Raw genomic sequence first — 15,208 nt, forward strand, 5'->3', positions numbered from 1 at the left:
CCCGAGAAAAGCATCGTCCCCGGCAATCAGGTAGCCACGCATCGAGGCTTCCAGGTCACCCATCACCTTCAGCATGTCGTGCGCGTAAGCAACCCCCACCACGGAGCGCTCGACCCAGTGACTGACGTTGAGCAGGAAGTAAACAATGGCGCTGAAGAAAAACGCGCTGAGGAAACCGAAACCGAGGGGCACCGCCACGTTGCGGTTGAGGATTCGCTTGAAGTGGTTCTGATCGATGAAAGAGTCGCCCATCTGGTTCCTTCCCGGGTCCTGTGCAAGCAACAGTGACCCACGGCCATGCGGGCGGCTGCGTCGCCGCCAGCGAACGCCTCCGATCCCGACAAGTTCTTGGTGATTCGCGCGAGATGCCACAACGCGCGCAGTCGACCGCGGACTGTACACCGCCTCGCTTGCAAGCACAAAAAAGCCCGACCGAATGGCCGGGCCCTGTTGCTCGCTGAGCAACCCTCAGCGACGGGCGATGATCCAGACTGCGTGAATGATGCCGGGAATGTAGCCCAACAGCGTCAGCAGGATATTCAGCCAGAAGGCACCACCCAGGCCCACTTGCAGGAACACTCCTAGCGGCGGCAGCAATATCGCGATGATGATGCGGATCAGGTCCATTGTGGTTCACCCTCAGTCTGGTTTTGGCCAAATTGGCTTACTGTGAATCGACCGGATCGCCGGGGAGGGGTTCCTTTCCGGCGGGAATCAGGGTGCCGGCAGGGCCACCTGATCCGGGCGTTCGATGAAACAATCACAACCGAGACGGCAGCGATTTCAAGCATCCGGGAGCGACCGGTTGAGTCGCCAGGGGCACCCGACGGGTGCGGGAGAGAGAGCACGCGGCTGGCCGTGGAATCGGGTCAGTTGAATGCGCAGATGCCGCCTGCCTTGTGAGCCGCGCGCACCGTCAAGCAGTATCGCTTCAGCCAGCGGACTGTCGCAGATCGATCAGGCCCGTCGCCATAGGCGAAAGGCCGAGCATGACAGCCGATTCCCGAGCCAGTGCCGCTACCGGGGCCTTGGCGGTTCAGGCCTGTTGCGCTGGCGCCGGATGTTGGTCCACGACAGCACGGCCAGCGCCAGCATCAGCCCGGTCATGCTGAAGTTGCCGATCACTGCGTAGCCCAACGCCGCCAGCGAACAGGCTACGAAACCGACCCACCTCACGTAGCCCATCATGGTGCGCACCGCGCCGCCCACGCGATCATCCTCTGGCTGCCCCATCAAACCGACCTCGCCCGCATGCGCTCAAGCTCCTTGGCATCGTGACTGCAGAACAGCGTCACCTCGTCCTTGTGCTCCAGCGACAGGGTCCAGAGCCGATGCTGGTTTGCCAGGCGTGCCGTGCGATCGGCCTCCATCATGCGCTGATAGAAGCGCAGCCCCGGTGTGCAATGACGTTCGGTCTGACCGACTTCATCGCGGTAGAAATAGGCGTCACCGGCGTGCAGCAGCCAACCGTGGCCGCTATCCAGGGCGACACCGGCGTGGCCATGGGTGTGCCCGGTGAGCGGGATCAGCAGGATCTCCGGCGGCAGGCCACGTAGTTCCCGTACCGCCTGAAACCCGAACCAGGTGTCCCCGCCCGGCTCGTAGAACTGCCAGTGGCGCACCTCGTCCCATTGCTGGTGGCGATAACGGCGATGGCCGAGGAAGCTGTGGGTCGAGCGCGCCGCGTCCATCTCGCGCTGAAGCACGTGCACCTGGGCATTGGAAAAGTCCGCGAGCCCACCGGCGTGGTCGAAATCCAGATGCGTGAGCACGATGTGCTGCACGTCATCCGGACTGAAGCCCAACTGCCGAACCTGCTCCAGCGCCGTGAAACGGCGCTCGAACTTGATGTTGTTGAAGGCAATGAAGACCGAACTGAGTCGCTTGCGGGGCTCCAGCACATCGCAGCTGCCAAAGCCGGTATCGACCAGCACCAGCCCATGCCCATCGGTCTCGATCAACAGACAGTGGCACACCAGGCTGGCGGTGAGCCCGCTGCTGAAGCCGTCTAACAGCTTGCCGCCGACCGGGCACATACAGCCGCAATTGAGATGATGAACGCGCATGGGAATCTCCTCAGGAGCGGAGCATCACGCAACGGAACGCTGCGCCGTCGAGCCCCTTGTTCAGCCTCGTATGTGTGAGGCTCGCCTACCGCGCAGAGTTCAGGTGTCGGCGCCATTGACCGATGATATGAATCAAGGCCCGGCACGATGGAGAGGAACATACGGCCGGCTGGACTATCCTCTGAGGACTGCCTCGATCAATCACCGGCTTGCCGTCGACCTGGGAGTCACAGCTGATGCACCGTTGCTTCACTCATCGACTCGCCTGGCTGCTCGGCGTGTTGCTGGCCTTCGCCAGTGCTGCACATGCGGCCGACCCGGTCATGGTGCTGCGAGTAGACGGGGTTATCGGCCCGGCCAGCGCCGACTACGTCATCCGCGGCATCCAAAGGGCGCAGGAAGCTGATGCGCAGCTGCTGATACTGGAGCTGGACACGCCCGGCGGGCTGGATAGCTCGATGCGCGCCATGATCAAGGAGATCCTCGCCAGCCCGGTGCCGATAGCCACCTATGTCACGCCCAGCGGCTCGCGGGCGGCCAGCGCCGGCACCTACCTGCTCTACGCCAGCCACATCGCCGCCATGACCCCCGGCACCAACCTCGGCGCCGCGACTCCGGTGCAGATCGGAGGCGGCGGGGGCCCACCGGCGCCTTCACCGGATGCCGAAAAGGAAAATGACAACAGCGGCGACGCCATGAGCCGCAAACAGGTCAACGACGCAGCAGCATACATTCGCGGCCTGGCGCAACTGCGCGAGCGCAATGCCGAATGGGCCGAGCGGGCGGTACGAGAGGCCGTCAGCCTCTCGGCAGCCGAGGCGCTGGAGCAGAACGTGGTCGACTACCTGGCCAGCGATCTCGATGACCTGCTGACCCAGCTGAATGGCAAGGCCGTCGAGACCCGCGCTGGCCCGCGCACGCTGCAGACTGCCGACGCCGCGCTCGAGCGCCATGACCCGGACTGGCGGGTGCGCCTGCTGGCGGTGATCACCAACCCCAGCGTCGCGCTGATCCTGATGATGATCGGCATCTATGGACTGGTCTTCGAATTTTCCAACCCGGGCACCGGTGGTGGCGGCGTCATCGGCGGGATCTGCCTGCTGCTGGCGATGTTTTCGCTGCAGTTGCTGCCGATCAACTATGCGGGCGTCGCGCTGATCCTGCTGGGCCTGGCGTTCATGATCGCCGAGGCCTTCGTTCCCAGCTTCGGCGTGCTCGGCCTCGGCGGCGTGGCCGCCTTCGTCACCGGCGCGGTGATTCTGATCGACACCGAAGTGCCGGGCTTCGGCATCCCGCTGGCGCTGATCGGCACGCTTGCCGTCATCAGCGCGCTGCTGGTCTTTGCCATCGTCAGCATGGCGCTGAAAGCCCGGCGGCGACCGACGGTCAGCGGCGATGCCGAACTGATCGGCACACTGGCCCCGATTACCGGCATCAAGGCGGGTGAGCCGGACACCGGCTGGGTGCAGCTGCACGGTGAGCATTGGCAGGTGCACGGGGCCGGGCCACTGCAGGTGGGCCAGCAGGTCCGCGTGGTGGCGCGGCATGGTTTGCAACTGGATGTGACTGCGGCCGACGAGCCGTCAACCGAGAAGAGGTGAAACATGGGTCTTGAAATGAGTTTTGTCGCCGTCGCGGTGCTGCTGATTGCACTGGCGGCCTCGACGTTCCGCATCTTGCGCGAGTACGAGCGCGGCGTGGTGTTTCAGCTGGGCCGCTTCTGGAAGGTCAAGGGGCCGGGGCTGATCCTGATCATTCCCGGCATCCAGCAGATGGTGCGGGTCGACCTGCGCACCTTGGTGCTGGACGTTCCGACCCAGGACGTAATCTCCCGCGACAACGTCTCGGTGAAGGTCAACGCGGTGATCTACTACCGGGTGCTGGATGCTGAAAAGGCGATCATCCAGGTCGAGGATTACCACTCGGCCACCAGCCAGCTGGCGCAGACGACGCTGCGGGCGGTGCTCGGCAAGCACGATCTGGACGACATGCTGGCCGAACGCGAACAGCTCAACAACGACATTCAGCAGGTGCTCGACGCGCAGACCGACGCCTGGGGCATCAAGGTCGCCAACGTCGAAATCAAGCATGTGGACCTCGACGAATCGATGATCCGCGCCATTGCCCGGCAGGCCGAGGCGGAACGCGAGCGGCGTGCCAAGGTCATTCATGCAGAAGGTGAACTGCAGGCCTCGGAAAAACTCATGCAGGCCGCAGAAATGCTCGGGCGTCAACCCGGCGCCATGCAACTGCGCTACATGCAGACGCTGAGCAACATCGCTGGCGACAAGAATTCGACCATCGTCTTCCCGCTGCCCATGGAGCTGCTCCAAGGCCTGGGCAACCTCACCAAGAAAAATGAATAGAGACCTTATATGCCGCTGCGCTCAGCCGTACCCGTTGTTCGCCTGCTGGCGGCCTGCCTGTTGATGCTGACCCTCGCTGCCTGCGCGACTTTCTTCGACCACGACCCGCTCAACGTACAGGTGGCCGGCATTCAACCGCTGCCCGGCGAAGGACTGGAGCTGCGCATGGCGGTGAAACTGCGGGTGCAGAATCCCAACGACCGGCCGCTGGATTACGACGGCGTAGCGCTGGAGCTGGAAATCAACGGGCGCAACCTGGCCAGCGGCGTCAGCGACGCAAGCGGCACCATCCCACGCTTCGGCGAAACCGTATTGAGCGTGCCGATGACCATCTCGGCATTCTCTGCCGCACGGCAAGCGCTGGGCCTGGCTGAGCATATCGGCATGGATGAAGTGCCCTATGTGCTGCGCGGGAAACTGGCGGGCGGGAGGACGTTCGGCACTCAACGATTCGTGGAGAAAGGCACGTTGGACCTGACGGGTGCGATGGGCAGTCCGTACCGCCGCGCGCCCTGAGCTCCACAGGATAGTCGGCAGATACCGTAACCCCCCGACGGTGCGCTACTTCCGGGGCGGTTGTACGGCCGGCATATGCAGCCTGGCCGGGGGTAAACAACCCCGCTGGCCGATTGGACGTTCATTCCACCCGGCAGCGGCCGGCTCGGCAACGGTGGGCTTCATGAGACGGGTCTGTCTGCATCAGTTTGCGGGTCACGCCATTGGTCCAGCCGAAGCCATCCTGCAATGGATACTCGCCACCGCCGGCGTGCTCGGTGCACGGCCGCAGCACATACTTCTCCACCAGCTTGCTCTCGCTTTCAAACAGCAGTGAGACGATCTTCAGCCAGCGCGCTTCGATCTGCAGTGCCAGTGCATCGTGACCGTAGTGTTGCAGCCCGCGGATGCCCATCCATTGCAGCGGCGCCCAGCCGTTCGGGCGGTCCCACTGCTCACCGCTGCCACTGATTTCCGTGGTGGAAAGTCCGCCGGGGGCCAGCAGCCGTTCACGCACCACCTCAGCCACCCGCGCCGCCTGCTCGGCACTGGCAAGCTTGACGAACAGCGGCGTCAGAGTCGCGGCGGTCAGGTTCTCCCGCGGCTGTGCCAGGCACCAGTCGTAGTCGAAATAGGCACCGTGCTGCTCGCTCCACAAGTAATGATCGATCGCAGCCAGACGCTTTTCGGCACGCTGACGGAACGCCTCGGCACAGCCATGCTGACCCTTGGCGTGGCTGAGGCGAGCGATCTGTCGCTCAAGGTTGTAGAGAAAGCTGTTCAGGTCCACCGGAATGATCCGGGTGGTGCGAATGCTCGACAGCCGCTGAGGGTCACCCAGCCATCGGGAACTGAAATCCCAGCCGGACTCGGCACCGGCGCGCAGGTCGCGATAGACCTCATGCGCGGGCCGGCTGGATGAACGCGCCGTCTCGACGTCCTCCAGATAAGCCTCCTCGCGCGGCGTATCCCGCTCATCCCAATAACGATTGAGTACGCTGCCATCGGCCAGACAGACGCAGCGACGATGGGCTTCTCCGGGCCGCAACTGATCGTCCCCATCGGTCCAGAACGCGTGCTCCTTGCGCAACTGCGGCAGGTAATCGCTGGCGCGATGCATGCCGGACTCCTCGAACAGATCGGTCATCAACGCGAAAACCGGCGGCTGCGAGCGCCCCAGGTAATAGGTGCGGTTGCCATTGGGCACATGGCCATAGGTGTCGATCAGGTAGGCGAAGTTATCCGCCATCGAGCGCAACAGATCGCAGCGGCCGCTCTCGTCGAGGCCGAGCATGGTGAAGTAGGAATCCCAGTAGTACAGCTCGGTAAAACGACCGCCCGGCACCACGTAGTCGTGGGGCAGCTGCAGCAGCGAGGAGAATTCCGGGTGTTGCCGCGGGTGGCGGGTCAGCACTGGCCAGAGCCGATCGATATGCTCAGCCAGGGTATCGTCGGGGTTGGCGACGAACTCGGTTGGCTGTCGCTGGTAGACCTCGAAGTGCTCCAGCACAAATCCACGCAGATCGAAGCCGGGCTCGCTATTCTGCGCCCGATAGGCTTCGAGAATGCGCTCCGGATGCTGTCGCGGGGCGCAGTCGACGAAGGTCTTGCTGTCAGCAAACACCCGTTGCATCTGCACCGCCACGAACAGTTCCTGGTAACGGTCCGCGGGGGTCAGGGTATCTGCGGCCGAGACCGCACGAGTGTCGTAATCGAAGTCGCTCGAAGGGGTATCGGTCATTGCTCGCTGTAATTCCATAGCAGTCCACCATCTATCACCAGTGTAGTGCCGGTGACGTAGTCGGCGTCGTCCGAGGCGAGAAAGGCCACTGCACCCGCCACATCGTGCGGCTGCCCCAAACGCTTGGCCGGGATGTTCTCAAGCAGCCCGGCGAGTTTTCCCGGTTCATTCATCAGCGCCTGATTGATTGGCGTCTCGATCGCGCCGGGCGCGACGTTGTTGACGGTGATCCCCAGCGGTGCCAGTTCGATCGCCAGGTTGCGCGTCAGCATTTTCAGACCGCCCTTGCTGGAGCAGTAGGCACTGAAATTGGGGAACGGCAGCTCCTCGTGAACCGAGCTGTTGTTGATGATCCGTCCGCCTCGTCCGGTTTCGCGCAGGTGGCGGGCAAAGGCCTGCGACAGGAAGAACGGACCGCGCAGATTGACGTTCAGCACCTGATTGTAGTCCGCCTCGCTCACATCGAGAAAGGCGTCGTGTTTCTGCACCCCGGCGTTATTGACCAGAATGTCCAGGCGGCCCATCTGCTCGACGGTCTGCTCGACCAGCCGATGGCAATTGGCGGGCTCTGCAACATCCGCGGCGATAAAGCAGACCCGATGCCCTTGGGCCCGCACCTGCTCGAGTGTTTCACGCGCCTGGCCGTCGTCATGTCGCCCGTTGATAACCACGTCGGCGCCTTCCTTGGCCAGGCGCATGGCGATGCCGCGGCCGATGCCCTGGGTGCTGCCGGTAACCAGGGCGACCTTGTTCTGCAGTTTCATCGAACACCTCGTATGGCTGTCGAGTCGCAGCGGCGACCCCGAGTCGTCCATTTTCAGACGTGCTGCAGGCGGGCGCGTTCAACCTCGGGTGTTTGCGAATGCTTCCGGAACGCGCCGGCGGCTCTGCGCAGCAGACAAATACCTGCACCAGAGCGCAAAATGGCCGGCTCTCCTCCGCCCCGCTTTCAGGACAGCCATGGCCATCGCCGATCTGCGCAAGGGTTACCTACTGGGTCTGATGACCTTTTCCATCTGGGGCCTGTTCCCGCTCTACTTCAAGTCCATCGAGCAGTACGCGGCGCTGGAAATCGTCACTCAGCGGGCCATCTGGTCAGCGCTGTTCGGCACGCTGGTGCTGAGCCTCTGGCGCCACGCAGGCTGGTGGCAGGAGTTGCTTGCCCATCCGCGGCGGATCGGTGTGCTGATGATTTCCAGCGTGCTGATCGCCAGCAACTGGCTGCTCTACGTCTGGGCGGTGAACCACGACCACATGCTCGAGGCGAGCCTGGGTTACTACATCAATCCGCTGGTCAATGTGCTGCTGGGGCTGATCGTGTTGCGCGAGCGCCTGCGCCCGCTGCAATGGTTGGCCGTGGCGATGGCGGCTGTCGGCGTGCTGCTGCAGTTGATCACCCTCGGCGACTTTCCCTGGGTGTCGATTGCGCTGGCGCTGAGCTTTGGCAGCTATGGCCTGTTGCGCAAGCAGGCGCCGGTCGCCGCCTTGCCGGGCCTGGTGGTGGAAACCTGGCTGCTGTTGCCGATCGCGCTGGGCTGGCTGTTTTTCTTCGGCACTGGCCCAAGCACTGAATGGTCGTTCTGGACCGAGCCGCAGGCGCTGTGGCTGGTGGCTGCCGGGCCGGTCACGCTGCTGCCGCTGCTGTGCTTCAACTCAGCGGCCAGGCATCTGCCCTACTCGACCCTGGGCTTCCTGCAGTACATCACGCCCACGTTGCTGCTGCTGCTCGCGGTATGGGTGTTCGATGAGCCCTTCCCGGCCGATCGCCAGCTGGCCTTTGTCTGCATATGGGCGGGACTCGCCGTGTACAGCTACGACGCCTGGCACGTGATGCGTAAAGACGCCATGTGCTAACGGCAAGTCAATCGGCAGGCTGCAGTTTCAACTCCACCATCAGATCGTCGGCCAGGGTTTCCAGGTGCTCCTGCAGCTCGTCCAGGGACAGTTCACTGGGCACGGCCAACCGCGCATCAGCCCGGAACAGCAACTCGTTGGTCATCGGCGCCGGCAGAACGTCGGTGTCCAGGCTTTCCAGATTGACGCCGTGGCGGGCAAGCAACTGGGTGATATCACGGACGATGCCCGCGCGGTCGTTGCCCACCAGCTGCAGCTGAATCATCTGCCAACGCCGTTCTGGCTCCGCGCCGCTGTGCGCAACGAGGACCCGGATACCCTGTTGCTCAAGCTGCTGCAGGGCCTCGCTGAGATCGGCGTGAGCCTGAGCCGGCACCGCGACCCGCAGAATTCCGGCGAACTGTCCGGCCATGCGCGACATGCGGCTCTCCAGCCAGTTGCCGCCGTGATCGGCGATGCACTTGGCCAGGCATTCGACCAGCCCCGGCTGGTCTTCGGCAATGACGGTGAGAACGAGATGATCCATCTGTGGCTCCTTCAATAGAGAAATACGGCAAGCGGCGTTGGCCGTGCGACTGCTGAGAGTAATGGACCGCGCCCATGGCGTGCGACTCCATAGGTATAGAACAAACACCGTCGATGCCGCGCCAAAGTGTCCATTCCACGGCGTCCCAGCGGCCCGATGAAGAGACAATCACGGGCCTTGAGCTTGCGCCATGTGGCGGACTGATTTTCCGAACGGCTTCATGTAGTATCCGGCGACCCGGACTACAAGAAGAACCTGTCCGACGGATTTGCGACGGATTTGAAGAAGAACCAAGTGAGGCGAGTAATGACTGAGCGCGTTCAAGTCGGTGGCCTGCAGGTCGCCAAAGTCCTGTACGACTTCGTGAACAACGAAGCGATTCCCGGTACCGGCGTCGATGCCGCCGCCTTCTGGGCTGGCGCCGACAGCGTGATCCACGACCTGGCGCCGAAGAACCGCGTGCTGCTGGCCAAGCGTGACGAGCTGCAGGCGCAGATCGACGCCTGGCACCAGGCCCGCGCCGGCCAGGCCCACGATGCCGTAGCCTACAAGGCCTTCCTGCAGGAAATCGGCTACCTGCTGCCGGAAGCCGAAGACTTCCAGGCCACCACCGAAAACGTCGACGAAGAAATCGCCCGCATGGCCGGCCCGCAGCTGGTGGTGCCGATCATGAACGCGCGCTTTGCGCTGAACGCCGCCAACGCGCGCTGGGGCTCGCTGTACGACGCGCTCTACGGCACCGACGCGATCTCCGAAGAAGACGGCGCCACCAAGGGCCCGGGCTACAACGAGATCCGCGGCAACAAGGTCATCGCCTACGCGCGTAACTTCCTCAATGAAGCCGCACCGCTGGAAACCGGTTCCCACGTCGATTCCACCGGCTACCGCATCGAAGGCGGCAAGCTGGTCGTTTCGCTCAAGGACGGCAGCACCACCGGCCTGAAGAACCCGGCCCAGCTGCAAGGCTTCCAGGGCGAAGCCAGCGCACCGATCGCCGTGCTGCTGAAGAACAACGGCATTCACTTCGAGATCCAGATCGATCCGGCCAGCCCGATCGGTCAGACCGACGCGGCCGGGGTGAAGGACATCCTGATGGAATCGGCGCTGACCACCATCATGGACTGCGAAGACTCCATCGCCGCCGTCGACGCCGACGACAAGACCATCGTCTACCGCAACTGGCTCGGCCTGATGAAGGGCGACCTGGTCGAGGAGCTGGAAAAGGGCGGCAAGCGCATCACCCGCGCGATGAACCCGGACCGCGTCTACACCAAGGCCGACGGCAGTGGCGAGCTGACCCTGCATGGCCGCTCGCTGCTGTTCATCCGTAACGTCGGTCACCTGATGACCAACGATGCCATCCTCGACAAGGAAGGCAACGAGGTGCCGGAAGGCATCATGGACGGCCTGTTCACCAGCCTGATCGCGGTGCACAACCTCAACGGCAACACTACCCGCAAGAACACCCGCACCGGCTCAATGTACATCGTCAAGCCGAAGATGCACGGCCCGGAAGAAGTGGCCTTCGCCACCGAACTGTTCGGCCGCGTCGAGGACGTTCTCGGCCTGCCGCGTAACACCCTCAAGGTCGGCATCATGGACGAGGAGCGTCGTACCACGATCAACCTCAAGGCCTGCATCAAGGAAGCGCGCGAGCGCGTGGTGTTCATCAACACCGGCTTCCTCGACCGCACCGGCGACGAGATCCACACCTCCATGGAAGCCGGCCCGATGGTGCGCAAGGCGGCCATGAAAGCCGAGAAGTGGATCAGCGCCTACGAGAACAACAACGTCGACGTGGGTCTGGCCTGCGGCCTGCAGGGCAAGGCGCAGATCGGCAAGGGCATGTGGGCCATGCCTGACCTGATGGCTGCGATGCTCGAGCAGAAGGTCGGCCACCCCATGGCCGGCGCCAACACTGCCTGGGTACCGTCGCCGACTGCTGCAACCCTGCACGCCATGCACTACCACAAGATCGACGTGCAGGCGCGTCAGGTCGAACTGGCCAAGCGCGAGAAGGCGTCCATCGACGACATCCTCACCATCCCGTTGGCGCAAGACACCAACTGGAGCGAGGAAGAGAAGCGCAACGAGCTGGACAACAACTCGCAGGGCATCCTCGGCTACATGGTTCGCTGGGTCGAACAGGGCGTCGGTTGCTCCAAGGTGCCGGACATCAACGACATCGCACTGATGGAAGACCGCGCCACCCTGCGTATCTCCAGCCAGCACGTGGCCAACTGGATGCGCCACGGCGTGGTCACCAAGGATCAGGTGGTCGAAAGCCTCAAGCGCATGGCGCCGGTGGTCGATCGCCAGAACCAGGGCGACCCGCTGTACCGCCCGATGGCGCCGGACTTCGACAACAGCGTGGCCTTCCAGGCTGCCCTGGAGCTGGTCCTCGAAGGCACCAAGCAGCCCAACGGCTACACCGAGCCGGTGCTGCACCGCCGCCGCCGCGAGTTCAAGGCCAAGAACGGTCTGTAACCCGCACTGCCGCTGCGAAAAAACCGCCCTACGGGCGGTTTTTTAATGCGCGCAAAATCCTGCTACAACCCTGCCCGCTCAGCTGACCCGCGTCAGCCCAATTCGCCCTGCCGGCGACTAGACTTACGTCGAATGTGCCGCACCGGACCCACAGCCCACCATTGGGCGCAAAAATGGAACCGAACCATGAGCAAAGCCGATGCTTTCGCCGAGGCAGGCAAAACCGCCGTGCTGCAGAATATCCATGGAACCATGGAGTTTCTGCGCAAGTACCCGCCGTTCAACCAGATGGAGCCGGGCCATCTGGCTTATCTGGTCGAGAACTGCCAGCTACGCTTTTACAGCGAAGGCGATTGCATCATTTCGCCTGAGGACGGCGTTGTCGAATACTTCTACATCATCAAGCAGGGCCGGGTTCATGGTCAGCGCCCGCATACCAGCAAGCGCGGCACCGACACCACCTTCGAGGTGATCGTCGGCGAATGCTTTCCGATGGCCGCGTTGATGGGCGAGCGTGCCACTCGAACCGGGCACTTCGCCGCGGAAGACACCTTCTGCTACCTGCTGAACAAACCGGCCTTCGTCAAACTGGTCTCCACATCCGCGGCATTTCGTGACTTCGCCATGCGCGGCGTCAGCAGCCTGCTCGACCTGGTCAATCAGCAGGCGCAGATGCGCGCGGTGAAGAGCCTGGGCGAGCAATACTCGTTGGAGACGCGCATCGGCGAGCTCGCTTTGCACCATCCGGTCTCTTGCCTGCCATCAATGCCACTGGCCGATGCGGTGGCCCTGATGCATGAGAACAATATTGGCAGCGTGGTAATCACCGACCTCGAATTTCACCCGCAAGGCATCTTCACCTTGCGCGATCTGCGCCGCGTGATCGGCACCGGCACGACCGACCTGTCGGCCCCGATTGCCGAGTTCATGACTCAGGATCCATTCCATCTCCCGCCGGATGCAACGGCCTTCGATGCCGCAATCGCCATGGCCGAGCGACATATCGCGCACGTCTGCGTTGTCGATAAAGGCCTGCTGAGCGGGGTGATTTCCGAGCGCGATCTGTTCTCGCTGCAGCGCGTCGACCTGGTTCATCTGGCGCAGGCGATTTCGCACGCCGACAGCGTCGAGACGCTGGTGATCATCCGCAGCCGGATCTTTCATCTGGTCGACAACATGCTGGCGCACGGCGCCTCTTCTACGCAGATCACACACATCATCACGCTGCTCAACGACCATACGGTGCGTCGCGTGATCGAACTGACCATCGAAGTGCTCGGCGATCCCGGCATCCCCTTCACCTGGCTGTGCTTCGGCAGTGAAGGGCGCCGCGAGCAGACCCTGCATACCGATCAGGACAACGGCATGCTCTTCGAGGCCGCTGACGCAGTCGAAGCCGCCTCTATCCGGGGCCGCCTGCTGCCGCTTGCAGAGCGCATCAACCACGATCTGGACACCTGTGGCTTCACCCTGTGCAAGGGCAACATCATGGCCAGCAACCCGCAACTGTGCCTTTCACGACTCGAATGGCGGCGGCGCTTCAGCGCCTTCATTCGGGAATCGACACCGGAAAACCTGCTCAGCAGCACCATTTATTTCGACCTGCGCGCGATCTGGGGTCCCAGCGAGGGGTGCGAGCAGCTGCGCAGCAACATGCTTGAGGAGGTCGGCGACAGTCGCTTGTTCCAGCGCATGATGGCGGAAAATGCCCTACGTCATCGCCCGCCTGTAGGCCGTTTTCGCGATTTCGTGGTGACCCGCAAAGGCGACGGCAAGGCGACCCTGGATCTCAAAGTGCAGGGCCTGACACCCTTCGTAGACGGGGCGCGGCTGCTCGCGCTGGGCCACGGCATCGCAGCGTGCAATACCTTGGATCGACTGCGCCAACTGATCGAAAAGGATGTCATCGACGAAAAGGATGGTGCGGCCTATGAAGAGGCCTACCATTTCATCCAGCAGACCCGCATGCAGCAGCACCAGCAGCAGGCACGCGAGGGGCAGCCATATTCCAACCGACTCGACCCCGACAGCCTCAATCACCTGAATCGGCGTATCCTGCGCGAATCCTTTCGCCAGGCCCAGCGTCTGCAGAGCAGTCTGGCGGTCCGCTATCAGTTATGAATATGCCCTGGTTCAAACGTCGCGGCCCTATCCTCGGACTCGAACAACTGCAACGGCGTGATCGGCTCGTGCCGCCTGCCGCGCTGGATCTTTGTCCGCTCGACGTACAGCGCATGGTGGTGCTTGATCTTGAAACCAGCGGTCTCGACATGCGTCGCGATATCGTCCTTTCGATCGGCGCGGTGGTTATCGAACGAGGCGGCATCCAACTGGGAGACCAGTACGAGTCGACGCTGTTGCGCCCGGCGCAAAAGGTCAGCGAAAGCGTGCTGATCCACGGGATTGCGCCAAGCGAACTCGAAGCGGGCGAAGACCCGGCCGATGCGTTTCTGGATTTGCTGGAGTTCGTTGGCGACAGCCCGTTTCTGGCGTTCCACGCCGGTTTCGACCAGCGCATGCTCACCCGCGCGTTGAAACAGACGCTAGGCTACAAGCTGCGCCATCCATTCATCGACGTCGCCGAACTTGCACCCATGCTCTGCCCCGACAACCGACCGAGACAAAACGGTCTAGACGACTGGTGTAGCCATTTCGGCTTGCAGGTTCTGCAACGCCATCACGCCAGCGCCGATGCGCTGGTGACTGCCGAGCTGGCATTGATCCTGTTCAGCAAGGCGCGTCGACAGGGCGTGGACAGCCTTGAGGCGATGAGCCAACGATTGGCCAACTGGCGCAAACGGCAGCAGGCTCAGTTCATGTAATGGGGCTTTCAGGGTTCCGGATCGAACGGCGCAACAGCCTTACGCTGGCGGACAATAGCCGCATTCAGCTGAATAGCCGCAGCGCACCGGATGTTCACTTCGATCAGCAAGAGCGCCGACTGTTTCTGCACAGCGGCAAGGTGCTGGTAAAACTTTCCCACTGCCCCTAATCACTTTTTCAATTCTCATCCGGCCTGATGAATTTATGCGCACCTTCACTGCCAATTCCGGCCACCGGCTCTGGCAGTGCCTTTCACTGGTCCGAGAGCAATCTGCTAGCGGTCGAAACCACAGATATTCTGGTAAAGCGGTGACTTCACGTCCGTCTCGGTCAGGGTTTCGGCTTTCGCTTCGCCTGCGTCGTTCAGCCTGAACATCACCTTCTCGTTGCAGAGCAACTGATAGGAGGCGCTTTTCACAGTGGAGATCAGGTGGTGCTTTTCAAAACGGTACAGCACGAAACGGGCAATACGCCCTTGGCTGATGTCTTCGATCTGCGCATTCGCGCCATCGAGGACCGTATAGGCCAGCGGCATGGGGAACATCATGGTCCAGGGACGCCACAGCATCTCGCCCTCTTCACTGGCCACGATCACGGAGCCTTCCGGCAAACGCGCTTCCTTGGTCTCGAACCAGGTGTATTCGTAATGGATGGTATAGGCGAGCATTCCGAGGCCGGCGAATACCGGAATGATCCATTTCGGCAGGCGATTACGGGTCAGATTGCGCAGCAGCAGCGCAATCCCCGCACCTGCCAGCGCGGCGGCAATTGCGGCAAATAGATGCCAGATCATATACAGCTTCCTTAAAAAAAATCGGGCTTCCAGATGGAAGCCCGACTTCTACCTCAA

Annotated in this window: 16 protein-coding genes; 8 read left to right on the forward strand and 8 right to left on the reverse strand. The window is 62.5% G+C overall.

Features of this window, described 5'->3' with window-relative positions:
- The 4 genes from NA637_RS00590 to NA637_RS00605 all read right to left on the reverse strand — a co-directional run.
- Positions 1–252: CHASE3 domain-containing protein (locus NA637_RS00590; protein ID WP_256070455.1), on the reverse strand; the 252-nt coding region annotated here is incomplete at its 3' end.
- 216 nt (positions 253–468) lie between these two features.
- A complete protein-coding gene (locus tag NA637_RS00595) occupies positions 469–627 on the reverse strand; it encodes a YqaE/Pmp3 family membrane protein (protein ID WP_045423855.1) in 159 nt (52 codons plus the stop codon).
- 390 nt (positions 628–1,017) lie between these two features.
- Positions 1,018–1,233, reverse strand: a complete 216-nt coding sequence (locus NA637_RS00600) for a hypothetical protein (protein WP_256070457.1) — start codon at positions 1,231–1,233, stop codon at positions 1,018–1,020.
- Complete coding sequence (locus tag NA637_RS00605; RefSeq protein ID WP_256070459.1) at positions 1,233–2,066, reverse strand: MBL fold metallo-hydrolase; 834 nt, start codon at positions 2,064–2,066, stop codon at positions 1,233–1,235. Before NA637_RS00605 ends, NA637_RS00600 begins: the two co-directional genes overlap by 1 nt.
- A 236-nt stretch (positions 2,067–2,302) precedes the next feature.
- Here NA637_RS00605 and NA637_RS00610 point away from each other — a divergent pair, with 236 nt between their 5' ends.
- The 3 genes from NA637_RS00610 to NA637_RS00620 are packed head-to-tail and all read left to right on the forward strand — an operon-like array spanning position 2,303 to position 4,948.
- Entirely contained in the window at positions 2,303–3,667 is a 1,365-nt protein-coding gene (locus tag NA637_RS00610) for an NfeD family protein (RefSeq protein WP_256070460.1), read from the forward strand.
- Positions 3,668–3,670: 3 nt separating this feature from the next.
- Positions 3,671–4,432, forward strand: a complete 762-nt coding sequence (locus NA637_RS00615) for a slipin family protein (RefSeq protein ID WP_272888876.1) — start codon at positions 3,671–3,673, stop codon at positions 4,430–4,432.
- 9 nt (positions 4,433–4,441) lie between these two features.
- Positions 4,442–4,948 (forward strand): LEA type 2 family protein, encoded by a 507-nt coding sequence (locus NA637_RS00620; RefSeq protein WP_256070462.1) that lies wholly within the window; start codon positions 4,442–4,444, stop codon positions 4,946–4,948.
- Between the two features lie 121 nt (positions 4,949–5,069).
- Here NA637_RS00620 and treF read toward each other — a convergent pair whose 3' ends face one another.
- Both treF and NA637_RS00630 read right to left on the reverse strand, forming a co-directional pair.
- On the reverse strand, positions 5,070–6,668 hold the full coding sequence (treF, locus tag NA637_RS00625; protein WP_256070464.1) for an alpha,alpha-trehalase TreF: 1,599 nt from the start codon (positions 6,666–6,668) through the stop codon (positions 5,070–5,072).
- Positions 6,665–7,432 (reverse strand): SDR family oxidoreductase, encoded by a 768-nt coding sequence (locus tag NA637_RS00630; protein WP_256070465.1) that lies wholly within the window; start codon positions 7,430–7,432, stop codon positions 6,665–6,667. Before NA637_RS00630 ends, treF begins: the two co-directional genes overlap by 4 nt.
- Positions 7,433–7,628: 196 nt before the next feature.
- Here NA637_RS00630 and rarD point away from each other — a divergent pair, with 196 nt between their 5' ends.
- Positions 7,629–8,522, forward strand: a complete 894-nt coding sequence (rarD, locus tag NA637_RS00635) for an EamA family transporter RarD (protein WP_256070466.1) — start codon at positions 7,629–7,631, stop codon at positions 8,520–8,522.
- Between the two features lie 7 nt (positions 8,523–8,529).
- On the opposite strand, the gene NA637_RS00640 is transcribed toward rarD, so the two are convergent.
- Positions 8,530–9,048 (reverse strand): glycine cleavage system protein R, encoded by a 519-nt coding sequence (locus tag NA637_RS00640; RefSeq protein ID WP_256070467.1) that lies wholly within the window; start codon positions 9,046–9,048, stop codon positions 8,530–8,532.
- Positions 9,049–9,354: 306 nt separating this feature from the next.
- Here NA637_RS00640 and NA637_RS00645 point away from each other — a divergent pair, with 306 nt between their 5' ends.
- From NA637_RS00645 to NA637_RS00660, 4 genes are all read left to right on the forward strand, one after another.
- Entirely contained in the window at positions 9,355–11,535 is a 2,181-nt protein-coding gene (locus tag NA637_RS00645; protein ID WP_256070468.1) for a malate synthase G, read from the forward strand.
- Positions 11,536–11,721: 186 nt separating this feature from the next.
- On the forward strand, positions 11,722–13,656 hold the full coding sequence (locus NA637_RS00650; protein WP_256070469.1) for a putative nucleotidyltransferase substrate binding domain-containing protein: 1,935 nt from the start codon (positions 11,722–11,724) through the stop codon (positions 13,654–13,656).
- Positions 13,653–14,357, forward strand: a complete 705-nt coding sequence (locus NA637_RS00655; protein WP_256070470.1) for a 3'-5' exonuclease — start codon at positions 13,653–13,655, stop codon at positions 14,355–14,357. The genes NA637_RS00650 and NA637_RS00655 overlap by 4 nt, the downstream gene beginning before the upstream one ends.
- Positions 14,357–14,527: a FecR domain-containing protein gene (locus tag NA637_RS00660; protein ID WP_256070471.1), complete on the forward strand. Its 171-nt coding sequence runs from the start codon at positions 14,357–14,359 to the stop codon at positions 14,525–14,527. The genes NA637_RS00655 and NA637_RS00660 overlap by 1 nt, the downstream gene beginning before the upstream one ends.
- A 105-nt stretch (positions 14,528–14,632) precedes the next feature.
- Here the strand turns inward: NA637_RS00660 and NA637_RS00665 are convergent, their stop codons facing one another.
- Positions 14,633–15,151, reverse strand: coding sequence for a hypothetical protein (locus NA637_RS00665; RefSeq protein WP_256070472.1), 519 nt, complete (start codon positions 15,149–15,151; stop codon positions 14,633–14,635).
- Between the last annotated feature and the right edge of the window lie 57 nt (positions 15,152–15,208).

It is taken from the genome of Stutzerimonas stutzeri, assembly GCF_024448935.1.
Taxonomy (GTDB): domain Bacteria; phylum Pseudomonadota; class Gammaproteobacteria; order Pseudomonadales; family Pseudomonadaceae; genus Stutzerimonas; species Stutzerimonas stutzeri_AO.